The 22518-nt window shown below is 45.8% G+C and carries 18 protein-coding genes and 1 pseudogene; 5 read left to right on the top strand and 14 right to left on the bottom strand.

The window, feature by feature from the left end:
- Window position 1 precedes the first annotated feature (1 nt).
- The 4 genes from ACTTJF_RS04385 to dnaA form a co-directional block, all read right to left on the bottom strand.
- Complete coding sequence (locus ACTTJF_RS04385; protein ID WP_442550921.1) at window positions 2–1303, bottom strand: EAL domain-containing protein; 1302 nt, start codon at window positions 1301–1303, stop codon at window positions 2–4.
- 91 nt (window positions 1304–1394) lie between these two features.
- On the bottom strand, window positions 1395–3704 hold the full coding sequence (gene gyrB / locus ACTTJF_RS04380; RefSeq protein WP_442550920.1) for a DNA topoisomerase (ATP-hydrolyzing) subunit B: 2310 nt from the start codon (window positions 3702–3704) through the stop codon (window positions 1395–1397).
- An 18-nt stretch (window positions 3705–3722) separates the two neighbouring features.
- Window positions 3723–4790 (bottom strand): DNA polymerase III subunit beta, encoded by a 1068-nt coding sequence (gene dnaN, locus ACTTJF_RS04375; protein WP_442550919.1) that lies wholly within the window; start codon window positions 4788–4790, stop codon window positions 3723–3725.
- A 137-nt stretch (window positions 4791–4927) separates the two neighbouring features.
- Complete coding sequence (dnaA, locus tag ACTTJF_RS04370; RefSeq protein WP_442550918.1) at window positions 4928–6238, bottom strand: chromosomal replication initiator protein DnaA; 1311 nt, start codon at window positions 6236–6238, stop codon at window positions 4928–4930.
- A 113-nt stretch (window positions 6239–6351) separates the two neighbouring features.
- Here dnaA and ruvC point away from each other — a divergent pair, with 113 nt between their 5' ends.
- Window positions 6352–6825 carry a crossover junction endodeoxyribonuclease RuvC gene (gene ruvC / locus ACTTJF_RS04365; RefSeq protein ID WP_004321710.1) on the top strand — a complete coding sequence of 158 codons (474 nt, stop codon included), beginning with the start codon at window positions 6352–6354 and terminating at the stop codon, window positions 6823–6825.
- Window positions 6826–6917: 92 nt separating this feature from the next.
- On the opposite strand, the pseudogene ACTTJF_RS04360 reads toward ruvC, so the two are convergent.
- The 6 genes and pseudogenes from ACTTJF_RS04360 to ACTTJF_RS04335 form a co-directional block, all read right to left on the bottom strand.
- Window positions 6918–7280, bottom strand: a pseudogene (locus ACTTJF_RS04360) (DUF6892 domain-containing protein).
- The gene (locus ACTTJF_RS04355) at window positions 7273–7935 is read right to left on the bottom strand and encodes a DUF7738 domain-containing protein (protein WP_442550917.1); all 663 of its coding nucleotides are present in this window, start codon (window positions 7933–7935) and stop codon (window positions 7273–7275) included. Before ACTTJF_RS04355 ends, ACTTJF_RS04360 begins: the two are co-directional and overlap by 8 nt.
- A 94-nt stretch (window positions 7936–8029) precedes the next feature.
- Window positions 8030–8650 (bottom strand): FAD-dependent thymidylate synthase, encoded by a 621-nt coding sequence (gene thyX / locus ACTTJF_RS04350; protein ID WP_442550916.1) that lies wholly within the window; start codon window positions 8648–8650, stop codon window positions 8030–8032.
- An 89-nt stretch (window positions 8651–8739) separates the two neighbouring features.
- The gene (locus tag ACTTJF_RS04345) at window positions 8740–11349 is read right to left on the bottom strand and encodes a flagellar hook-basal body complex protein (RefSeq protein ID WP_442550915.1); all 2610 of its coding nucleotides are present in this window, start codon (window positions 11347–11349) and stop codon (window positions 8740–8742) included.
- 303 nt (window positions 11350–11652) lie between these two features.
- Window positions 11653–12993: a Na+/H+ antiporter family protein gene (locus ACTTJF_RS04340; RefSeq protein WP_442550914.1), complete on the bottom strand. Its 1341-nt coding sequence runs from the start codon at window positions 12991–12993 to the stop codon at window positions 11653–11655.
- An 84-nt stretch (window positions 12994–13077) separates the two neighbouring features.
- Window positions 13078–13473, bottom strand: a complete 396-nt coding sequence (locus ACTTJF_RS04335) for a hypothetical protein (protein WP_442550913.1) — start codon at window positions 13471–13473, stop codon at window positions 13078–13080.
- Between the two features lie 112 nt (window positions 13474–13585).
- Between ACTTJF_RS04335 and ACTTJF_RS04330 the strand changes: the two genes are divergently transcribed.
- From ACTTJF_RS04330 to yedF, 4 genes are all read left to right on the top strand, one after another.
- Window positions 13586–14404, top strand: coding sequence for a CsgG/HfaB family protein (locus ACTTJF_RS04330; RefSeq protein ID WP_185898255.1), 819 nt, complete (start codon window positions 13586–13588; stop codon window positions 14402–14404).
- Between the two features lie 231 nt (window positions 14405–14635).
- Entirely contained in the window at window positions 14636–16309 is a 1674-nt protein-coding gene (ilvD, locus tag ACTTJF_RS04325) for a dihydroxy-acid dehydratase (RefSeq protein ID WP_442550912.1), read from the top strand.
- A gap of 381 nt (window positions 16310–16690) precedes the next feature.
- On the top strand, window positions 16691–17899 hold the full coding sequence (gene yedE / locus ACTTJF_RS04320; protein WP_442550911.1) for a selenium metabolism membrane protein YedE/FdhT: 1209 nt from the start codon (window positions 16691–16693) through the stop codon (window positions 17897–17899).
- A gap of 1 nt (window position 17900) precedes the next feature.
- Complete coding sequence (gene yedF, locus ACTTJF_RS04315) at window positions 17901–18143, top strand: sulfurtransferase-like selenium metabolism protein YedF (protein ID WP_004323059.1); 243 nt, start codon at window positions 17901–17903, stop codon at window positions 18141–18143.
- Between the two features lie 371 nt (window positions 18144–18514).
- Here yedF and ACTTJF_RS04310 read toward each other — a convergent pair whose 3' ends face one another.
- The 4 genes from ACTTJF_RS04310 to ACTTJF_RS04295 all read right to left on the bottom strand — a co-directional run bounded on the left by ACTTJF_RS04310 (window position 18515) and on the right by ACTTJF_RS04295 (window position 22517).
- Window positions 18515–19660: an iron-containing alcohol dehydrogenase gene (locus ACTTJF_RS04310; RefSeq protein ID WP_442550910.1), complete on the bottom strand. Its 1146-nt coding sequence runs from the start codon at window positions 19658–19660 to the stop codon at window positions 18515–18517.
- 79 nt (window positions 19661–19739) lie between these two features.
- Window positions 19740–19868, bottom strand: coding sequence for a hypothetical protein (locus ACTTJF_RS04305; protein ID WP_002943393.1), 129 nt, complete (start codon window positions 19866–19868; stop codon window positions 19740–19742).
- 8 nt (window positions 19869–19876) lie between these two features.
- Complete coding sequence (locus ACTTJF_RS04300; RefSeq protein WP_442550909.1) at window positions 19877–20995, bottom strand: cytochrome d ubiquinol oxidase subunit II; 1119 nt, start codon at window positions 20993–20995, stop codon at window positions 19877–19879.
- Window positions 20988–22517 carry a cytochrome ubiquinol oxidase subunit I gene (locus ACTTJF_RS04295; RefSeq protein ID WP_442550908.1) on the bottom strand — a complete coding sequence of 510 codons (1530 nt, stop codon included), beginning with the start codon at window positions 22515–22517 and terminating at the stop codon, window positions 20988–20990. The genes ACTTJF_RS04300 and ACTTJF_RS04295 overlap by 8 nt, the downstream gene beginning before the upstream one ends.
- Window position 22518: the final 1 nt, after the last annotated feature.

The following is a 22518-nucleotide window of genomic DNA, read 5'->3' as shown; positions in this document are numbered from 1 at the left end:
TTTAAATTTCTTTTGGCTTCTCTATGAAAAAGCCCTGCGCGAAGTCGGTCTGATAACGCTCCGCGACGTTAAAGAACTCCTCGTTCTCCACAAATCTCACAATAGTCTTCACGCCTAATCTTTTTGCGGTCAAATTTAGATTTTCTAACAGAGTTTTAAATTTGTCGTTTTTGATATTTTTGTTAAATTCTATGTCGTAGATAACAAAATCTATCGGCAAATATTTAAAATATTCAAAGCCCGCGTTGTTACCGCCGAATTTATTAAGCGCGAAACGAAAACCTAGATTTTTATACTCCGTTAAAATCTCTCTAAATCTATTTATCTCGTCATATACTAACTTCTCGCTAAACTCGAAAATAACGCGGTTTGGATCGATTTTACCTAGCTGTACGAACTCTTTTATAAAATTCGTAAATTTTAAATTTCTAATCGAAACCGACGAAATTTCGACCACGAGCGGATCTTCGTCTTTAAATTTAAGCTCGGATAGCTTTTTGATGACGTTTATGTCAAAAAGTACCTCATAGCCGTTTTTGTTCGCGATATTTTGCACCTTTGCTTTTGAAACTAGCCCTTGTTTATCGGTATAGACTTTTACGATGATATTTTTTAAATTTTGCCCGAAACGAAGGCTTTTAACGAGCTGAGTTTGGAAGATAAATCTTTGCATATCGATGCAGTTACAGACGTCTTTTTCAAGATCGTCGGTGATATCTACTTTATCTTCGTTATCGCTCTCGTTTAGCTTTTGGATGAGATAAGAAACCGAATTTTTGAGGCTTGCGGAGTGATTTATGTCGATAGCGTCAAATTTGATCTTTAGCTCGATATTGTAGATTCCGTCGCTTAAAATGCTCTTTTCAAAAACGTTTAAAAGATGGATTAGCTCTGTACTTTTACTCTCGCAAAAGATTAGAAAATATTCGTTTGAATATCTACCGATGAGAGTGTTTTTAGACACTTTTTCGTTTAGAAATTTCTCCAGCCGCTCGACTAGTCGTTTTAGCAAAATATCGGTGCTAACAAAGCTATAACGTTCGTTTAGATCGTTTAAATTTTCGATCTTCAGTATTAGCATATTGCCGCCGCTTTTGCCTTTAAATTTGAAAGCTTGTTTTAACAGAAGTTTTAAAATTTCATCCCTATTATAGGCTTTCGTAACTTGATCAAGAACGCTTGTTTGAAAGCTCTGATAAATTTTATAAGCCGTAAAATAAACCTGACATAGAACCAAAATAGTGATCAAAATGATGTCGTTGACGTCAAAATCTATATCATCTTTTTTAACGAAAATATACATCAAAATGATAATGCTTAAAATAAAAATAGAAGAAATTTCAAGCGCAGTTTTAAACCTGTTTGATCGTTCTTTTAGTTCTGATTTTAGCATTTTACACGTCCAAATGTTTCACGTCTTTTGCGTGCTCTTGTATATAGTTTCTTCGCGGTTCGACCTCGTCGCCCATAAAGAGATTAAACGTATCCGATGCGCTTATGGCATCATTTATGTTTATTTTTAGCAAACGACGGTTTTCTGGATTCATCGTCGTCTCCCACAGCTGTTCAGGATTCATCTCGCCAAGGCCTTTATAACGCTGTATGTAGGCACCTTTTTTAGCATTTTTTTCGATCTCGTCTAGCACGTCTATCACGTCGCCTTTTAGCTCGATGCCGCGCTCTTTTATCTTTTGACTGATATAAAGCGCTTCCTCATAAAGCGGATTTGTAAATAAATTTTCATTTACTAAAAGTTCTTCTAAACCGCTTTCGGTTTGTACGTAAATTCGCGCTTCTTCTTCGCTGATGTATGAGTTTAGGATATTGTGTCCCTGCGCTTCTAAATAATTTTTCAAAATTTCAAAAATTTCGCCATAGCTTTTTGAAACGATATCTGGATTTTCGATCATATATCTAACCGCAGAAATCACGCTAAATCGCTTTTCAAGCTCTTTTAACACGCTTCTATAAGCCGCGACTATCTTTAAAAAGTCTATAAGATCAGCATTTCCGATACTTTCAAACTCAACCCCTTCGATACCGGTTTCGATTAGAAATTCATTCAGCGCTCTTTCGTCTTTTAGATAAATTTCTTTTTTGCCCTTTTTATAGCGGTAAAGAGGAGGCTGAGCTAGATAGATATGACCGTTTTCCACGACTTTGTGTAAAAATCTAAAGAAAAACGTTAAAAGTAGCGTCTGGATATGGCTACCGTCGACGTCGGCATCGGTCATGATTATGATTTTGTGGTAGCGAAGCCTCTCGGCGTCAAATTCGTCGCCGATACCGCAACCTAGCGCGGTTATCATATTTTTTATTTCGTCTGATTTTAAAATTTTATCTAAGCGCGATTTCTCGACGTTTAAAATTTTACCTTTTAACGGTAAAATCGCCTGAAATACTCTATCGCGTCCTTGTTTGGCCGAGCCGCCAGCTGAGTCGCCCTCCACCAGATAAAGCTCGCTGATGGTAGGATCTTTACTCTGGCAGTCGGCTAGTTTGCCAGGTAGCGTTCCTATGCTTAGACCCTCTTTTTTACGAGTTAGATCACGAGCTTTTTTAGCCGCTTCGCGTCCGCGCGCCGCCATCAGCGCTTTTTCCATTATCGCGCGAGCTTCGATCGGGTTTTCTTCAAAATACTTGCTAAGTACCTCAAAAACCATCTTTTGAACAATCGGTTTTACGTAGCTTGAGCCTAGCTTTCCTTTCGTTTGACCTTCAAACTGCGGTTCCGGTACTTTGACGCTGATAACTGCGATGAGTCCTTCGCGGATATCTTCGCCCGTGATTTTCGTGTCTTTTTCGCGGGCTGCTGCGTTTGCGGCTATGTAGTTTGTTATCACGCGAGTTAAACCCGCGCGAAATCCAGCTTCATGCGTACCGCCGTCAGGGGTTTTGATGTTATTTACGAAGCTTAGTAAATTTTCGCTATAAGTATCGTTGTACATCAAGGCAAAATCGACCAAAACGTCCTCTTCGCCGCCGCTAAACGATATGGCTTTACTTACGGCCTCGTTTTTATTTAAATCAGTTACGAAGCTTTCAAGTCCGCCCTCGTAGTGAAAACTCTCGTTTCTACCGTTTCTTTGATCTTTAAAATTTATCGTAATTTTCGGATTTAGATATGCTAGTTCTCTAAAGCGTTTGGTTAAAATTTCATCGTCAAATTCCGTAACTTCAAAAATGCTGTCATCCGGCCAAAACTCTACCTGAGTTCCCGTTCTATTCGTAGTTTTTATGATCTCAAGGTCGCTTTGCGGGATACCTTTTGAAAACTCTTGTCTATGTAGTTTACCGTCGCGTTTGATATTTACGACCAGTTTTTTAGAAAGGGCGTTTACTACGCTAACGCCGACGCCGTGCAGACCGCCTGAGACCTTATAAGTATCTTTGTCAAATTTACCGCCTGCGTGAAGTACGGTTAAAACGACCGTTGCGGCTGAAATTTTCTCCGTTGGGTGCATATCGACCGGTATACCGCGTCCGTTATCGCTGATGATCGCCGAGCCTTCGCGGGTTAGCTCGATATCGATCGTATCGCAGTAACCCGCCATCGCCTCGTCTATGGAGTTATCGACGACCTCGTAGATCATGTGATGTAGGCCGCTTATGTTAGTATCGCCGATATACATGCCGGGGCGTTTTCTAACCGCTTCGAGCCCTTTTAAAACTTTAATATTTTCCGCGCCGTAATTTTGCTGCATTATTTACCTTTTTTATTTTTATAAATTTATCGGCATGATTACCGTTTTTAGCTCGTTTGAGCTCACCGTAAAGGCTAAATTCGAGTCGTTAAATCCAAATTCGAAATGTTCCTCTTCGATGCTTTGTAGGAAATCAAGCAAGTATCTATTTTTCACGCCGACGTAGATTTCTTCTTCTAGTCCCGTTGCAAATTCTATCGTAGTTTTGGCCTCCGAGTTATCTTCTACGATACTTTCAAAGCTTATGGTCTGAGGCGCAAATACGATTTTCGTGCTCTCGGAGATGATTGAGACGGTTTTGATGCCTTCTATCATCTTATCTCTGCTTAGTCTTAGTCTTCGTTTTATCTCTTGCGGGATTACTCTGTTGTAGTCGGGGAATCTGCCGTTTATTAGCTTTGTGAAAAACTCGAAATTTGCGCTTTGAGCGATCAGAGTCGTTTCATCGTAGTAAATTTCGATCTTGTCAAAAAATAGTTTTTGTATCTCGCTAATGGCTTTTTTTGGTATTATTAGCGAAAATTCGCTCTGAGTAGGCGTTTCAAATCTAAATACGCTAAGCCTTTTAGTATCGGTACCGACTATGTTTATGTAGTTTTGCTTGATGTCGATAAATGCGCCGTTTAGCTCAAATTTAGGGTTGTTGTTATCAATGCTTGGAAAAATTTTCTTTAAACTTCTTCCAAGCATTACTGCGTCGATTTCAAATTTATTTTTATTTTTTATGGTCGGAAAATTTGGAAAATCCTCAAATTTATACATTGGAAGTTTATATTTTGAGTTTTTTTGCTTTATGTAGAGATAGTTATTTAGCGTCTCTAGCGTTACTTCCTCGTCTTTTAGGCTTCTTATGATGTCAAGCAGTTTTTTACCGTTAGCAGTAGCATTTCCTTCGTCCATGATTTTGACGTTTGAGAGTTTATATGCTAGGCCGATCTCGTGGTCAGTTGCTTTAATATTTAGGATACCGTCTTTAGCGCTGATAAATATATGCGAAGTTATAGCGCTTAGATCCTTTTTTTCTAGGTAAGGATTGGTATTTGTTACGATGCTCTCTAAAGCATTTTTGTTAATTGCGACTTTCATTTTTTTCCTTTGTTTTTAAATTTCTTTTAGTAGCATTAGTAGGGGGCGTGAAAAGTTTAAAATAGCTTTTATTTTCTTTAAATAGGACGTTTGCGGCGTTAAAAAAACGGTTTATTTTTTCACTTTTATTCACGTTTTTACTCTTTGGTTAAAATTTTATTCTTTAGTTCTTCGACGCGAACTTTAAAATATTCATTCGTTTCAATTAGTTCGTTTATTTTTTTTATACTGTGGCTTACGGCGGAGTGATCTTTCATGTTAAAAAACTGCGCGATCTGCGGCATCGAGTTTGGCGTCAAATTTTTAGCCAGATATATCACGATGCGTCTAGCCTCGACGATATTTTTCGAGCGTGATTTGCTTTTCATCTCGCTTGGTTTGACGTTTAGTTCTTTGCTTACGATTTCAACGATATTTTCTAGGTTTATATTTTCACGTTTCTCTTTTATCTGATCGCGCAGGATATTTTTGGCAAATTCTAGAGTGATTTCCTGCCTCATCAGCCTTGCGTAAGCGTTTAAATTAATTATCGCGCTTTCGATTTCTCGGATGTTGTCGCCCATGTTTGTAGCGATGTAGTTTATGACGTCGGTACCAAGATAAATTTTATCAAATTCGCACTTTTTCTTGATGATTGCGATTTTAGTATCAAGCTCGGGCGGCGTGATATCGGCGATGATACCCCACTCAAAACGCGTTCTTAGCCTATCTTCAAAGCCTTTTAGTAGCTTTGGTTGACGGTCTGAAGTCATCACGATCTGTCCGTTTTTAGCGTGAAGTTCGTTAAACGTATGGAAAAACTCCTCTTGGATTTTATCCGTTTTACCTAAAAACTGTACGTCATCGATGAGTAAAACATCGCAGTTTCGGTACTTTTCGCGAAATCGCTCCATCGAGTGGTTGTTGAGATTATAAGTAAAGTCCGTGATAAACTGCTCGCTCGTGACGCAAATAACCATTTTGCCGCCGTTTAGGCAAAAATTTCCGACTGATTGCAAAAGGTGAGTTTTGCCAAGTCCCGTCGGGCCGTAGATAAAAAGCGGATTGTAAATTTTACCCAGCTGCTCGGATACGGCTTTCGCGCTTAAAAATGCAAATTGATTTGAGTCGCCGACGACGAAATTTTCAAACGTGTAGCTTGGATTTAGCAGGCTGCTTTGCGCTTTTATCTCTTTGACGTCCACTTTTTTAGCCGGTTTGCTTTGCGTTTTGGTCGCGGCTAGGACGTTGATTACGGGCTTTTGTCCGGTTTTTACTTCAAAAAGATGAGCGATTTTTGAGGCGTATTTGGTCTGGATAAATTTGGCGATAATCTCGTTTGGCGCGTTAAATACGACGTTCGTCGAATTTGAGCTTTTTTCGTTAAATTTAAGCTGCTTGATGTAGCATTCAAATTCCGACGGTAAAATTTCTTTGGAAAGTAGCTCCAAAACCTCGTTTGCGACCAAATTTTTGCCTTTAAGATTAATTCGCTAGATTTTATCTTAAATTTGTTAAAATGGCGTTGAAATTCGTTTTTCACGCCGTGAAAAAAGCGTGAAAAACCGTTGAAAAGGACAAGATGAAAATTTTAGGAATCGATCCGGGATCGCGAAATTGCGGCTATGCGATCGTCGAAAAAACGCCCGTGAAAACTGTTTTGATCGAGGCGGGACTAATCAAAATAAAACCGAATTCTTTGCAGTATCAAATCACCGAACTTTGCGAGGGACTTGACCTGATTTTTAAAAATCATAAATTTGACGAAGTGGCGATCGAGGACATATTTTTCGCTTATAATCCAAAAACGGTTTTGAAACTCGCGCAGTTTCGAGGGGCGCTCAGTCTTAAAATTTTGCAGCTTCACGGCGATTTTGCCGAGTATACGCCGCTTCAGGTCAAAAAAACCGTCACGGGCAAAGCCAAGGCCGATAAAGAGCAAGTGGCCTTTATGGTTAAAAAAATTCTCGGTATCACAAAGGAGATCAAACCGCTTGATATCACCGATGCCATCGCTATCGCGCTAACGCATGCGAATAATCTACGTTTAAAATAAGCTCAAATTTTGCTTATTTTTTAGTAAAATTTGACTTCAAATTTTGCCATTTTTGAGCGTAAAATTTGATTGCTTAAAATTTATCTCCGCGCTCAATCAACTACCTCGATCCCCTCATCAGCGCAAACTTTTCGCGCCTTTTTCGATATACTGATGCCGGTCGTTTCGATTTTTTTAAGATTTTTGAAGGGTGCAAGCTCGGCAGCATCGATGTTTTTGATGTCAAAAAGCTCGTCCTCGCCGTCCCAATCAGGCGCGATTTGCAGGTAAATTTCGTTTCCGCCGTCAAGATAGAGCTCGCTCACCTGCTCCGCCAGATTTGCAGGAACCGGATAGTCCTTAAACCACTTTTTGGCTTGCGGCAGCGCGCCGAAATCCGCGTACGGATCGATGCCGCGCTCCTAGCAGTACTCAAACACGTCAAATTTGGGCTGTAGCAGGGCTTTTTTATACATCAGCTCGTTCATCACGGCGATTTTTGAAATTGAAATTTTTAAACGCTAGCGTCTCGTCGGCCACGCGCGGAAGCTTAAATTTATCGCTCGGCCTGCGCTTTACCTTTTTCTCTTTTTGATTGATGCAGACGCGCCCTATCGGCATTTTCGCAGCTCGCACGATGTCTGCGATCTCGTCGGTGTCGCGCTTAGCGAAGCGCTCGGCGAAGTCCATCGCGCCTATGCGCTCCTGCACGGCCTCGGCTAGAGCTAGCGAGACTTCGAATTTACCTAGGCTAAGCTCCAAAAATATATATGCGCCGCGCAGCTCCTGCTCCGGCACGGCCTCAAGCGGCGGCCTGCCCTCAAGCGCGAATGCGCCGCCGTAGAGCTTGCGCGGAACCTCGTGCTGCACGCCCTTTGCGACCTCAAGCATCAAGTTTATCTCAGCAAGCTTCGGCTCTGCGAGCTCATTTGTGCGCACGAAGGCGAAAATCCCCGCCTCATCCCAAAAATAACGGCTTTTGCCCTCACCGTCATCAATCACGCGCGGCTGACCTAGGGCTTTGTTAAATTTAGCTAGATCAAACCCGCAGTTTACGCCGCCGATGAAAACGCCGTCTGGGCGCACGTCAATGTCAATTCTTTGATTTTTAAAAATGTCAAACAGTCCCATTTATCGCTCCTAGTTTTGCCTTAAATTTTCCAAAAACACGTAAAATTTACACACGGCATTTGTTTGTAGCTTGCAGGCGGCACAAAGCGCTCTATTATTCCTGATTTACGTGATCCTCAAATATAAATTTATGCTCCTGCGGCAGCGACTCGTAAAGCTTTAGCGAGAGATTTCTGATCTCCCAAAGCGCCGATTTTGAGCTGCGAAGCGAGAGGAAATTTTGCAAACTGCGCGCGTTTACGCTCCACGTGAGCTCGGTTTTGTAGCACTCGGGTAGGCAGTACTTGACGATGTCGAGGCTTTTTGTGGTGTTTGCGAGGATTTCGCGCAGGTTTTCTAGCGCTTTGACGCTTGCGTTATCGACCGTTTCGTCGCCCGTCAATACTATAAATCTCTCCGCCCGCTCAAAGTCGCCAAGCTCAAATTTAGCCTCTTTTTTTAGCTCTTTTAGCGTGTATCGCGTTGATTTGACGCTGAGGCTCGCCACGCGGTGACGGGCTAGCTCTTGCAGCAGGGCGCGCGAGATGCCTTGGATGTAGAAGTTGTAGGAGAGGTGCTCTAGCGTACTGGCGTGTTTAAATTTATTGCCGACGCGCTCGATGAGCTCGATGTCTTTTTCGCCGCCGTTGTCGCCTTTTTCAAAGCTTTGCCAACACGTGCGGATCGCATGCGAGCAGATGTTTAGCGGAGTGTAATTTAGAAGCGTTACTTGCATTTTTGACTCTTTTAGTTAAATTTAGCGCTAAATTTAGCTAAAAATGAATAAAAAGGGCTTTAGACGAAACTAAAGCCCGAAGAAATAAATTATTTTAGTTGAAGCAGCGTGTTTAGCATTTCGTCGCTAGTCGTGATCGTCTTTGAGTTAGCTTGGAAGCCGCGCTGTACGACGATGAGCTGAGTTAGCGAGCGAGATAGATCGACGTTACTCATCTCGAGGCTCGAGGCTGAGATCTTGCCGCGTCCAGCCGTCTGAGCCGCGCCGATGATCGGATCGCCGGAGTTTGCCGTGCGAGAAAATAAATTTCCGCCCTCGCTAGCCAATCCCTCGTTGTTGGCAAATTTAGCCACGCCCACTTGCGCTAGTCCTAGGCTTCGGCCGTTCGTAAACGAGCCCACTAGGGTTCCGCTTTGATCTATCCTGATGCCGTTTAGCTCGCCGCTAGCGTAGCCGTCCTGGCTGATGTCGGCGGTGCTTGAGTCGTTATCGGTGCTGGCTAGACCGTCCATCTGAGCCGTAGTTCCTAGCTTTAGCTCGATATGTTGGCCGTCGGCCGAGCCGTTTTGTGCGCCGAAGGTTATGCTAGCCGGGCTATATGTCGCTAGCGAGCCGTCCGGGTTAAATCTCACGTAGCCCGTTATCACGTTTGCAGGCTCGCCGTTTTGATTGATGCGATTTGGCTCGGCTACTTGGATAACCATCGTCCACTCGGTTCCGCCGTTTGGCGTGTAGCCGCGTTTTACGAAGTCCATTTTGATGTTGTGCTTAGTGCCTAAGCTATCGAAAAGATCGGTACTAGAGCTGTGAGCGGCCATGTTTAGGCTATCTGTTACCCTTGCGGCGTTACCCGGGCTTATAGAGCCTGAAAGCGGCGCCATAGATGCCGTAAATTTGACGTTTTCGGTTATGTTGTTTGCCGCGTTGCTAAGACCAGTGATTGTTAAATTCATATTGTGGTCGTCATCATACGTATCTACGGTCAAATTTATAGGTCTAGGTTTACCAAAATTTGGAGACCCAGGATCTGTTTCTATCGTATTATCAGTTAGATCTCCGTCGTCGCTGTTTACGGCGTCTCCGCTAGGATTTTTCACCTGAAACTGCCCATGTTCGTTGACTGTTATCTCTACTCCATCATTTTTATTGTAGCCTTTAAAAGCTTTTTCAAATTTTTCTTTATGATCCGCAAAAGCAGTATCGTAAGCTGTTTGTGCTGCACCTATCGCAGCTGCGTTACCACCCGCTATTGCCGTGTCTAGATTTCCTTTAGCCGTATCAAGGGCGTCTTTTGCCGCTTTAGCTGCAGTAATATTAGCAAGAGTTGCTGCCGCTTTAGCTGCCGCTGCCGCAAGTCCTGTATTACCAGGATCTGCTGCCGCTGCCGCTGCCGCTGCCGCTGATTCTCTAGTTGCTTTCGCTACAGCGATAGCATTATCTACACTCCTTCCTCCATAGTTTGTAAATAGCCTTGCATCTTTTTGCATAGCTTCACGCAAATCTTCAGTAGTTGTTACTTCTCTAGCCATAGAGTCATCGTTAATATGAGTGGCATTAACTTGAGTGCTATTATAAATATACTGATATGCCGTGATGATGTTGGTCGTTACAAAATCACTTCCTATGTTGTTTGCGCCATTTACGGTCATTTTTATATTTTTTGTATTGACAGTCGTGCCTAGATTATTTCTATTCGTTAAAACGAGCTGATTACCGTTGATAACGCTTGCTTCTACGCCGGTTTTGGTGTATCTCTCATTTATAGCTGACGCTAGTTCGCTGACGCTAGTTACGCTTGCAACTATCTTTTCGCCGTTTAGCGTGATATCTAGCTGCTTTGTAGCGCCAAATCTTCCGTCCGGCTGAGCGCCTACGTTTAGAGCTTGAGTTTTAGCGTCTGCATAGCTGACCCATATACCTTGACCGGTGCGGAGATTATACGCGTCGCCGTTGTTGTTAAATAGCACTCCAAGGTCTGCGCCGCGCTCTGTCATCCTTTGTTCGCCGTTTTTGTTGACGTAAAATCTATTTTCGCCGACGTTATTTTCTTCGTGTTTTTCAGCGTCTACTTTGATACCGTCTTTGCCCGTATCGGTCCAGTTGTGGTATTGATCGAGTTGGTAGATAGGGATTTTTTTAGCGCCCACGTCGTTACCGCTGTCTAAATTTCCTTTTAACGTAATATTTGTCGTGGCACGAGCCGGGACGGTTAGACCTGCAGGGATATTTATATCGCTGATAGGTCTAGTCGGATCTATCTCGCCGGTTTCTTCGTCTCTCATCCATCCTTGTACGATGTTTCCGCCGTTATCGACGAAATTTCCTACGCTATCTCTTGAAAAGTCGCCGTTTCTTGTGTAGTAAGTAGTCTTGCCGCCGTCCGGGCTAACCATGAAAAATCCGTCGCCCTGAAGCGCGATGTCGGTTTGTTTGTCGGTAGTTTGCAAAGAGCCTTGCTTAAAAATTTTAGTCGTCGAGTTTATCTGCGTGCCAAGGCCAACTTGCATGCTATTTACGCCGCCGTGGCGATTTTGCGGGCCGGTAGCGATACGCGAATTTTGATATATAATGTCGTCGAAATTTGCGCGGCTGTATTTAAATCCGACTGTGTTGACGTTGGCGATGTTGTTGCCCTCGACGTCCATAGCGATCTGGTGGGCTTGCAGCCCGGTAACGCCTGCCCAAAGTGATCTCATCATAGCTTTATCCTTTTTGAAAAGTAAATTTTTGAGATCACTTAAGCAAAAGACGTTCCAAATTTTAAATTTGGTTTAGTATTTGTGAAGGTAGTAGCGAAAAAGTGTATATGAGCAAAGATTAATGGTTTTTAGAAATTTTAAGATGGGGGTCTCGGCAACTCAAATTTATAAAATTTGACTTCAAAATTTCTCCTTTTTAGACGAGGCGGAAATGAGCCGAGCGAGGGCGCATATAAGTAGTATGTAACCGAGCCTCGGCGAAATTTGCAACGACGTATAAAGGAAAAAGACAAGCCATAAAATTTACAAAATCATCGCGCCTATAACGCCGCCGATTAACAGCGGTATATTAAAGAATATAAACGTAGGCACGCACGTATCGTAAATATGATTGTGCTGTCCGTCGGCATTTAGACCGCTCGTAGGCCCTAGCGTGCTATCGCTAGCGGGACTACCCGCATCGCCTAGAGCTGCTGCGATACCAACTAGCAAGATGATCGCCGCCGGAGAAAAACCCAGCGATAGCGAAAACGGCACGTAAATCGCCGCGATGATCGGTATCGTGCCAAAGCTCGTGCCGATGCCCATAGTAACTAGCAAACCGATGGCTAACATCAGTATCGCGCCGCCCATTTTGCCGCCGGCGACCGCGCTAGCAAAGCTCACTAGCTGTTCGATACCGCCGCTCTCGCGCAAAACCGAGCCAAAGCCTGCCGCAACAAGCATGATAAATGCGATAAAGCCCATCATCGCTAGGCCGCTGTCCATGATTTTGTCGATTTTGCGGTACTCGATACCGCCGAAAACTACCATAACTAGCAGTCCTAAAAGCGCTCCAAGCGGCATGCTTTCTGTGTAAATTTGCACTCCAAACGCCGCTACCGCGCCGCCTAGCACCGCCCACTCTTTTTTCGTCATTTTTAGGCTTGCGGCCATCTGCGCCTCTTGTTCCTCGCTCGTTTCAAATTTAGTATGCGCGTAGTCGCGTTTTTTGCGGTAAAATACGAAAACCGCTAAAAGTAAGCCCACTAGCATAGAAAGGCCGCCGATCCACATCACGCTTGAGATTTCACTCATCTGCACCTCTACGCCGTTGTTTGCGAGCTCTTTTTTGATGATGCCGTGAAAGATAAGTCCAAAGCCCACGCTAAGGCTCACGTACGGCGCCTTTAGTCCGAAAGTAAGAGCGCACGCGACGGCTCGGCGGTCGATGCCTAGGCGGTTCATCAGCGGCAAAAGCGGCGGGATGAGAATCGGGATGAAAGCGATGTGAACCGGGATCAAATTTTGCGAAAAGCACGCGATAGAAGCGATTATCAGAGCAAAATACGTGCTGGTTTTCGCTAGAGCCTTGCTAACGGCGTTTATGAGGATCGCGGTTAGGTTTGTATTGGCTATCGCGGCTGCGAGCGCGCCGAGCAGGATGTAGCTGAGCGAGGTTTCTAGGTTGCCCTTCATGCCCGTTATCAGCGTAGAGGTGGTGGCCGTTAGCGCGTCGAAAAAGGCCCCTACGCCGGCAAATCCGCCGTGATAGATGAGTCCCGCGACTAGGGCGGAGACGAGGATGGAAAGCAGGATGTTAAATCGCAGCAAACAAAGCGCGGTCATCACGAGGATACTGATCACGACGGGGTTGGTTAGCATTATTTTCCTTTTTGTAAATCAAATTCGTAAATCAAATTTTGCCGCAGGCCAAATTTGACGACTAGCCGCGAACGGGCGTCAAATTTATCTAACGCGGATGCCTATTTGCGGGCGAGGCGAATAGTAATAATCATCTCGTCTGTCGCGGTATCCGTCGTCATATCCGTCGTCGTAGCCTCTCTCGTAGCTTCGGTCGTCGGATTTGCTCGAACCGCCTTTTTTTATGTTGTTGTTTTTGATATATTGATCGACTAGCTTGTCGCGGTAGTCTCTGCCTCGGTCGGTTTGTTTGTAGCGGCCGTACGGAGGGTTCATATATATCACTACATCGTCGTCGTATCTATCTCGGTGGCGGCGTTTTTTGTATTTGTAGCCGTTATCCGGGATTACTATTAAAGATTCGTTTGAATAATTGTCGTAAGCGTTTGCAAAATTTAAACAAAGCGCTGAAAAAATAGCGATTAAAACAAGTTTTTTCATGTCAAATCCTTTCTGGTTATTTCTAAATCATTTTATAACATCAAATTTAAAATAAAGTAAATTTTTAGCGCAAATATATTACAATTTTGTAAATTTCCCCAAGGAGTTATTAATGAAAAAATCGCTTTTTAGCGCATCGAAGATCGCGGTTTTGGCTTTGCCTTTTCTTTTGACGGGTTGCATGTCGTCTATGAGTATGGGTTCGCCAGGTGCTAAGACGGCAGCTACGGGCGCGGCTGCGGGCTCAAACGTCCAAAATGCAAATCCTGGACTAACCAGATGCACCGAGTCTATGGGTACGCTTACGATTTACGAGGACAGAAACAGCGACTGGTACTCCGTCGTAACTAAACAGTATAAGCTAACATCCACCGTTCCGGTTCTTAGACTTTTGGCTCAGCAGTCAAACTGCTTCGTCGTCGTCGAGCGTAGCAAGGCATTTAACCAAATGCTAGAAGAGCGTGCGCTGATGGAGTCGGGCGAGCTTAGAAAGAACTCGAATTTCAAAAAAGGTCAGATGGTCGCTGCGGACTACACCTTAACTCCTACGATAACCTTTAGCGAGAGCAACACTAGCGGCCTAGGCGGCGTCGTGGGCGCGCTATTTGGTTCGGTTGCGGGTTCGGTCGCAGGCAGTTTTAGCACGAGCGACGTGAGCACGATGCTAACTCTCATCGAAAACCGCTCTGGCGTACAGTTAGCGGCAGCCGAGGGAAGCGCTAGAAATATGGACTTTGCGGGTCTTGGAAGCCTGTTTGGCAGCAAAGCCGGCGGATCGCTAGGAGCCTATGCAAACACTCCTGAGGGCAAAGTCATCGTCGCGGCCTTCACCGACTCGATGAATAACCTAATCGACGCGGTCAGAAACTACAAAATGCAAACCGTAAAAGGCGGTCTTGGCGCGGGCGGCGCGATGAAAGTAGCGGATTGATTTTATCTTCGCTAGGCTAGAGCGACTAAAATCGCTCTAGGTTTTATAAGCGCGAGGCAAGCTCCGCTTTGCGCTTAAATTTGAGCCTTCGGGCTCAAATTTTTCACGATAAAACGTAAATTTTAGATATTGTACATATGATTGCCGTGTCTTGCACACCCTTTCAAATTTTTATACTTATGTAATTAAATAATTGATAAAATCGACTAAATTCCACTAAAAGGATCAAATTTGAGAAGCGACATCATCAAAAAAGGCTATACGCGTGCGCCGCACAGAAGCTTGCTAAGAGCGACGGGGCTAAAGGACGAGGACTTTGAAAAGCCGTTTATCGGCGTGGCAAACAGCTTCATCGAGATCATCCCGGGGCACTTTTTCCTCAACAAATACTCCGAAATTTTAAAAGACGAGATCCGCAAAAACGGCTGCGTACCCTTTGAGTTTAACTGTATCGGCGTGGACGACGGCATCGCGATGGGACACAGCGGGATGCTTTACAGCCTGCCTAGCCGCGAGCTCATCGCAAACTCGATCGAAACGGTGATGAATGCGCACGCCCTGGACGCTCTCGTCTGCATGCCAAACTGCGATAAAATCGTGCCCGGTATGGTGATGGGCGCACTTCGTGTGAATGTGCCGACGGTTTTTGTTAGCGGCGGCCCGATGAAAAAAGGCTACACTAAAAAAGGCGAGCCTATCGACCTTGCGACTGCGTTTGAGGCGGTGGGTAAATTTGAAACCAAAGAGATCAGCGCCGAGGAGTTAAAAGAGATCGAGTGCGCCGCCTGTCCGAGCGGGGGCAGCTGCTCGGGGATGTTTACGGCAAACTCGATGAATACGCTATGCGAAGCGATGGGTATCGCGCTAAAAGGCAACGGCACGGTGCCTGCGCTTACGCCTGAGCGTGAGGAGCTTATCAGGCAGGCGGGGCGACGAATTTGCCAGATAGCGCTGGATGAAAAATACAAAATCCGCAACATCGTGAACGAAAAATCGATCCAAAACGCCCTAGTCGTCGATATGGCGATGGGCGGCAGCAGTAACACCGTGCTGCATATCCTAGCTATAGCGCGCGAAGCGGGGGTAAATTTACAGATCGCGGGGCTCAATGAGATCAGCCGCAAGATCGCTCACATCGCCAAAATCAGCCCGAGCTTGCCAAATATCCACATGGAAGACATCGACCGCGCGGGCGGCCTAAGCGCCGTGATAAACGAGATTTCGCGCCGCGACAACGGCCTGCTGGACCTAGGTGCGCCGACCGTCACGGGCGAGAGCCTAGGCGAGCGCGTCGGAGCTAGCGTCATAAAAGACGAAGAGGTCATCCATAAGGTCGAAAACGCCTATTCGGACGTGGGCGGACTGGCGATTTTGTTTGGAAATTTAGCCGAGCAGGGCTGCGTCATCAAGACTGCGGGCATCATCGGCGAGCGCAAATTTAGCGGCAAGGCCGTGTGCTTTAACAGCCAAGACGAGGCGATAGAAGGCATCTCAAGCGGCAAGGTAAACAAAGGCGACGTAGTCGTCATCCGCTACGAAGGGCCGCGCGGAGGCCCGGGCATGCAGGAGATGCTAAGCCCGACATCGCTCATCATGGGGCGAGGGCTGGGCGCGGACGTAGCGCTGATCACGGACGGCAGGTTTAGCGGCGCTACGAGAGGACTAAGCGTCGGGCACGTGAGCCCCGAAGCTGCCGAGGGCGGCATGATCGGACTGCTAGAGGACGGCGATATCATCGACATCGACGTAGATACATACGCGATCAACGTGCGGCTAAGCGAAGCCGAGATCGCCGCGCGCAGAGCTAAATTTAAGCCGATCGAAAAACCGCTGCCGTATCGCTGGCTGCGAATGTATCGCAAGCTGGTAACAAACGCTAGCAACGGAGCGATTTTGGAGGCGTAGGACTTTATATTTAAGATATTTTGGTCAAAACGCTAGGTTCTCTTTGGTCTAAATGCACGCAAAGCGGTAGCGACTAAAGAGAACCGTTTAAAACATCTCGTAAAAGCAAAATCAGGCGGCAGATACCGGCCGAAAGTCGCGGTAAAAGATCTAAACGAAAACAAGAAAGATGGTTATAGATTTTATATTTTAGATAAAAATATCGCAAATTAATCTAGCTACATTTTAATTTTATTTAATAATATTTTAGCTACAATTCTTACTTTTTAGCGTCAAGTTTGACGACCACGTTTTTAGGATATTTAGATGACTACCTCATAGATACGCGTTTAATCTCAAATTTAGTCTCGCGGGGCGAGGAAATTAATACAAAGAAAATTTATGTTTAAAGAATTTAGAACGAAATATCTAACGAATTTCTGGAACGTCGGGCAGGCGATGATTATCTTAGCCATCGTCGCGACCGTGTATTTTGGGATTTTTGGCGGCGGATGGGCGGTAACCGGCGAGATGACGCGCTGGGGCGGCGAGTTTTTGGAGCTTTTCGGGATGGATCTTAGCGGCTATTCCTACTACAAGATCACGAACCTTGACGGTAACCCGCTCACGCGCTTTGAAGGGCTTATGCTAATAGGCATGTTCGTGGGCGCTACGATCGCGGCATTTATGGCAAATAAAGTCAAATTTCGCCTACCTGCAAGCAAAATTCGCGTTTTTCAGGCTATCGTCGGCGGCTTGCTTTCGGGATTTGGCGCGCGTCTAGCCTTTGGCTGCAACTTGCTTGATTTTTTCACCGGACTGCCGTATTTTTCGCTGCATACGTGGCTTTTTGCCGTGTTTATGGTGCTTGGCATCTACGTCGCCGTCAAGGTCGGCATGCTGCCCGTCTTTATGCCTAAAACCGAGCTTAAAAACTTCGGCCCGAAAGGCAAAGGTACGACGCACGACAAAGGCCGCGCCGACCGAAATTTCGCCATCGGCGTGATTATCGCGATTTTAGCGATTATCTGGTTTGCGTATCTTTTGATGCAGGCGCCAGCACTTGATCTAAAAGTCAAAGCCAGTATCTTGCCGCTTGGACTACTTTTTGGACTAGTTTTCGGCTTTATCATCTCAAAGGGTCAAATTTGCTTTACTTCGTGCTTTCGCGACCTGTTTTTATTCGGCAGAGACGTCGCGACGAAGGGCGCGTTTTACGGTATGATCATCGCTACGCTCATCGTTTTCGTACTGATGCTAAACGGCTACGTCGGCAAGGTTACGAATTTCTCGCCGGCGGTCGCGATCGGAGCGTTTTTGTTCGGTTTCGGTATCGTATTTGCGGGCGGCTGCGAGTGCGGCTGGACGTATAGAGCCACCGAGGGGCAGCTGCACTTTATGATCGTGGGCGTCGCAAACGTCGTAGGAACCATGGTGCTAGCCCTTAGCTACGACGCGATACCCGCGTGGATCAAAGACGGCCCGAAAATCCAGCTTTTAGAGGTATTCGGTCCGCTGGGCGGCTTAGCGGTAAATTTATGTTTATTCGTTTCGGCGCTACTGCTGGTGTTTATCTACAAACGAAATTTCTTCGCCAAAGGAGGCTACTAAGATGCATGAAGACGATTTTGAAATAAGCTATACGCTCGATATCTTAGGCGAGGCTTGCCCGATGCCAGCCGTCGCGACGCTAGAAATCCTGCCGAAAATGAAAAGCGGCGAGGTGCTAGAAGTACTTTGCGACTGCCCTCAGGCGATAAACTCGATCCCTTACGACGCGAGAAATAGGGGCTTTGAGGTGCTTAAAATCGAGCAAGACGGCCCGACGCTTAGATTTATCATCAAAAAGCCTTAGTTTAAATTTCGGCGCGGCGCAGGATTTTGACGCGCCCTGCTCTATTTTGCTACGGCGGGCGGGTAAGTTTGCCGCTTACAAAGCAAATTTTGCTTACCCGGCCGCGGCCGCTTTTTGCTTATCTTACGCGGTTAAATTTGCTATTCGTGCGGCGTTTTGCGTTGCCGTTTTCGTCATACCGAAAATTTACCCGCCGCGCACGTATTTCGTATTTTTACGTTTGAATTTGCAACCCGGAAAAACTCGGAGCAAATTTAAAGCGCAAAATTTGAAACCTCAAATTTCCCAATTTATCTCGCGGCGGTTAAATTTAAATCGGTGCATAAGCCTTAAATTTTATTATCTTGCTAGCGCTAAATTTAGCCGCAAATTTACTTCGCCAGCTCAAAAATCTCTTTGATATTTTCTTTCGTATAGAGCTTATCTTTGCGCCAGTTTGCCGCGTAGTCGTGGGCTAAATTTATGGCCTCATCTAGCGTCTCGCCCTCTATGCCGATGGCTTTTAGGCTAACCGGGGCGCCGATTTTGCTAAGCCACGCTTTAAAGGCGGCGATACCTTCGTCAGCTGAGTTTACGCCGAAAATTTCCCGCGCAAAACGCTCGAATGCGCCCAAATTTCGGCTCCTATACCACTTCATCCACGCTGGCATTATGACCGCTAGACCCGCTCCGTGCGCGCAGTTTACGACAGCGCTCATGGCGTGCTCTAGCATGTGGTTTGGGTAGGAGTAGCCGTGCGTGCCGACGTAGGTTAGGCCGTTTAGCGCCATCGTCGCCGCCCAGGCAAACTCGGCTCTGGCGTCGTAGTTGTCAGGGTCAGCTAGTAAAATTTCGGTCGTTTTCATCACGGTTTTGATATTGGCTTCGACGTAGAGGTTGATGATGCTAGGCTGCACGCTTGCTGTGAAGTACCCCTCTATGCTGTGCGCGATGACGTCGGCGGCGGAGTAGGCCAGATACTCGCGGCTCACGCTGGCTTGTAGCTGCGGATTTATCACTGAGACTAGCGGATATAGCACGTCGCCGTGGATGGAGAATTTTTGCTTCGTTGCTTCGTTTGTCACGACCGCGCCCGAGTTCATCTCGCTGCCCGTCGCCGCAAGGGTTATAATGTCAAAGATTTTTAGCGCGCGGCTTGGATCCTTGCCCGTGAAAAAGTCCCACACGTCGCCTTCGTATAGCGCGCCCGCAGCGATGGCTTTGGCGCTATCTAGACAGGAGCCTCCGCCTACGCTTAGCACGCTATCGGCGTTAAATTTCCTAGCTAGTTCGATTCCTTCGTAAACTTTGCTTAGCACGGGGTTGCTAACTACGCCGCCAAGCTCTATAAACTCTATGCCGTTTTCTTTTAGGCTTGCTACTACTGCGTCAAAGAGTCCGTCTTTTTTGATGCGATCGCTGCCGTAGATCAGTAGGGTTCTTTTAGCGTCAAATTCGCACATATAAAGCCCGATATTTCGCTCTTTACCTCTGCCGAATCGTATTTTTGTGGGATTGTGAAAAGTGAAGTCAAACATCTCGTTCTCCTTAAAATTTTAGCTTCATTATAGCGACAAAAGCTAAAATTTAAGTAGAACGAGATTTGCGGATCAGCGCTTATTCGCGCAAATTTCCAAAGTATTTGTCGTCGTTTTTCTCGACGTGCTTGATGTTAAAATGGACGAATTTATATCCGCCAAAAAGCGCCAAAACCCAAAGAAAAAGAAAAACTATCGCTTCTATCATTTTTATCCTTAATATGCGTGATGATCGTGCTTGATCTCGTCGGCCGTGATCTTTTTGCTATCCATCGCGCGCCAAACGACGAAAATATAACCTAAAACAAACGGCACTAGCAGGCTCACGTAGGCCATGACGTTTAGCGTGTAGTGGCTGGAGCTTGCGTTTTTGATCGTGAGCGAGCTTTGTAAATTTGAAAACGACGGATAAAACGCCGTGTCAGCAAGTCCGGCTATCAAAAATAGCCCCGTAACCGTTAGCACTACGCCCGCGCCGTAAGGCACTACGCCGTAGATACTAGTCGTAAACGCACCCTTAAATATACCAAAAAGCACGAGTCCGACGCCTATAACTATCATCGCGGCCACAAGCGGCATCTGGAGTAAATTTAGAGCGTATTTAAAGCCAACTAGGCTCACTACGCCGCTCTCGTCGTAGGCAAAACCGGCTTTGGTAAATATCCAAGCGATGAAGATCAAAAAGAACGGCAAAAAGAAAATCGTATTTTTTAGCGCCGCTTTTCTAGCGTTGGCTCTTATCTCCGCATCGTCGATGTTGTTGATGAGGTAGAGCGCTCCGCCCACGCGAGCTAGGAAAAACATCGCGATGCCTAGCGGATAGAGCATGATGTTGCCCAGCGCTTCAAGTCCGCGAAACGGCGTTTGCCACTGTACGAAGTTGTGCTCGTTTAGTAAAAAGTCGCTACCCGAAAAAAACGTGCTAACCGCCATACCGATCAGTATAACGCCTAAAGAGCCGTTGATGAAAAGGAAAATTTCATAGGTTTTTTGACCTAGAAAGTTGTCCGGTTTTTTGCGGTATTCGTAGCTCACGGCTTGGAGGATAAAGCAAAACAAAATCGCCAACCACACCCAGTACGCGCCGCCGAAGCTTGTCGCGTAAAATAGCGGAAATGCCGCAAAGCACGCGCCGCCGAACATTACGAGCGTGGTAAAAGTAAGCTCCCATTTGCGCCCGATAGAATTTATCACCATGTCCTTTTGAAGCTCGTTTTTGCAAAGCCCAAAAAGTAGCGTCTGCCCGCCCTGAACGAACATCATAAACACTAGCAAACCGCCTAGCAAGCTAACTACGCACCACCAGTAAATTTGTAAAAATTCTAAACTAAGCATGGTTTTCAAATCCTATTTTTATTTGTTTTAGCATGATTTTTATCTCGGCTATGAGCAGAGCCGTGAAAAGAACCGCAAATAATATAAACGAAATTTTGACGTTTGTGCTAGATAAATTCGTCGCTCCCACGCCTACGGTCATGAGATCTTGCACGACCCAAGGCTGACGACCGACCTCGGCTACTATCCAGCCCGCCTCGATAGCTACGTAGCCAAGCGGTATCGTAAATACGCAAAGCCAGAGCAACTTTTTGAAATTTTCGATATTGTTCGCCATGCAAAGATAAAGTACGACGAAAAATAGCGCTAAAAAGTAGGTGCCAAGCGCAACCATCACGTGGAAGCTATAAAACGTTAGGCCAACGGGCGGCACGGCGTCGGCAGGCTTTTCAAGATAGCCGTAGCCTAGAAATTTCATATTTTGAGCTAGAGTTTGCTCGGCTTGCTCCATCGCGGCTTTATCGCCTGATTTTTTAGCGGCGTTATAGGTTGTTAGCGCGCTAACGGCTAACGAGCCTTTGGCCATCTTGCTTGCGACGCCTTCTATACCGTGAGTTTCATTGCCGTTCACTAGGTCGTCGATACCGGGCGTAAAGTTATTAAACCCTCTCGTAGCCATAACTCCGAGCGCGTAAGGAAATTTTATCTCGAATAAAAACGGATCTTTGTCGTCGCCTACTTTTTTAGACGGATCTAGCACGCCCATCGCGACTAGGCCGGCGTTTGTTTCGCCTTTATAAAGGCCTTCCATCGCAGCTAGTTTCATCGGCTGAGTGCGTGCGACCTGATATGCGCTCTCGTCGCCGCTAAACATCAAAAATAGCGACGTAACGAGGCCAAAGCTTCCCGCTACGATGATGGATTTTTTAGCCATGATTAGGTGGCGTCCTTTTAGGATAAACCACGCCGAAATTCCTATCACGAAAAGCGCGCTAGCGACGTAGCCGCTAGTTACGGTGTGTAAAAATTTGATGATACCTACCGGGCTAAGCGCTACTTCAAAGAAATTTTCCATTTCCATTCTGGCGGTTGCGGGGTTAAATTTCATACCTATCGGATACTGCATCCAGCCGTTTGCGATGAGGATCCAAAGCGCGCTCAAATTTGAACCGATAGCCACGAGCCAGGTCGAGATGAGGTGAAATTTCTTGCTAACCTTATCCCAGCCAAAAAACATAACGGCAAAAAACGTCGCCTCCATAAAGAATGCGAGCAAGCCCTCGATAGCTAGCGGCGCGCCGAAGATGTCGCCGACAAACCAGCTGTAGTTCGCCCAGTTGGTGCCGAACTCAAATTCCATTATGATGCCCGTAGCTACGCCGATGGCAAAATTTATACCGAAGAGTTTTAGCCAAAATTTAGTGATTTTTAGCCACTGGTCGCTGCCGGTTTTGACGTAAATGCTCTCCATAATGGCGATAATAAAACTAAGTCCCAGCGTGAGCGGAACAAACAAAAAGTGGTAAATCGCGGTGAGCGCAAACTGCGCGCGCGACCAATCGACCGAAGCGATTTCAGACATT

Source organism: Campylobacter sp. (genome assembly GCF_052170435.1).
GTDB lineage: Bacteria > Campylobacterota > Campylobacteria > Campylobacterales > Campylobacteraceae > Campylobacter_A.
This window is presented reverse-complemented; position numbering and strand designations above follow the sequence as displayed.

What these genes read in the sequence shown, in the direction of transcription:
- ACTTJF_RS04330 (WP_185898255.1), top strand. Translation starts at nt 13,586, where the DNA reads ATGAAAAAATCGCTTTTTAGCGCATCGAAGATCGCGGTTTTGGCTTTG.
- ACTTJF_RS04385 (WP_442550921.1), bottom strand. Translation starts at nt 1,303, where the DNA reads ATGTATATTTTCGTTAAAAAAGATGATATAGATTTTGACGTCAACGAC.
- ACTTJF_RS04345 (WP_442550915.1), bottom strand. Translation starts at nt 11,349, where the DNA reads ATGATGAGATCACTTTGGGCAGGCGTTACCGGGCTGCAAGCCCACCAG.
- dnaN (WP_442550919.1), bottom strand. Translation starts at nt 4,790, where the DNA reads ATGAAAGTCGCAATTAACAAAAATGCTTTAGAGAGCATCGTAACAAAT.
- ACTTJF_RS04295 (WP_442550908.1), bottom strand. Translation starts at nt 22,517, where the DNA reads ATGTCTGAAATCGCTTCGGTCGATTGGTCGCGCGCGCAGTTTGCGCTC.
- ACTTJF_RS04310 (WP_442550910.1), bottom strand. Translation starts at nt 19,660, where the DNA reads ATGTTTGACTTCACTTTTCACAATCCCACAAAAATACGATTCGGCAGA.
- ruvC (WP_004321710.1), top strand. Translation starts at nt 6,352, where the DNA reads ATGAAAATTTTAGGAATCGATCCGGGATCGCGAAATTGCGGCTATGCG.
- ACTTJF_RS04300 (WP_442550909.1), bottom strand. Translation starts at nt 20,995, where the DNA reads ATGCTTAGTTTAGAATTTTTACAAATTTACTGGTGGTGCGTAGTTAGC.
- gyrB (WP_442550920.1), bottom strand. Translation starts at nt 3,704, where the DNA reads ATGCAGCAAAATTACGGCGCGGAAAATATTAAAGTTTTAAAAGGGCTC.
- thyX (WP_442550916.1), bottom strand. Translation starts at nt 8,650, where the DNA reads ATGCAAGTAACGCTTCTAAATTACACTCCGCTAAACATCTGCTCGCAT.
- ACTTJF_RS04305 (WP_002943393.1), bottom strand. Translation starts at nt 19,868, where the DNA reads ATGATAGAAGCGATAGTTTTTCTTTTTCTTTGGGTTTTGGCGCTTTTT.
- ACTTJF_RS04340 (WP_442550914.1), bottom strand. Translation starts at nt 12,993, where the DNA reads ATGCTAACCAACCCCGTCGTGATCAGTATCCTCGTGATGACCGCGCTT.
- ACTTJF_RS04355 (WP_442550917.1), bottom strand. Translation starts at nt 7,935, where the DNA reads ATGGGACTGTTTGACATTTTTAAAAATCAAAGAATTGACATTGACGTG.
- ACTTJF_RS04335 (WP_442550913.1), bottom strand. Translation starts at nt 13,473, where the DNA reads ATGAAAAAACTTGTTTTAATCGCTATTTTTTCAGCGCTTTGTTTAAAT.
- yedE (WP_442550911.1), top strand. Translation starts at nt 16,691, where the DNA reads ATGTTTAAAGAATTTAGAACGAAATATCTAACGAATTTCTGGAACGTC.
- yedF (WP_004323059.1), top strand. Translation starts at nt 17,901, where the DNA reads ATGCATGAAGACGATTTTGAAATAAGCTATACGCTCGATATCTTAGGC.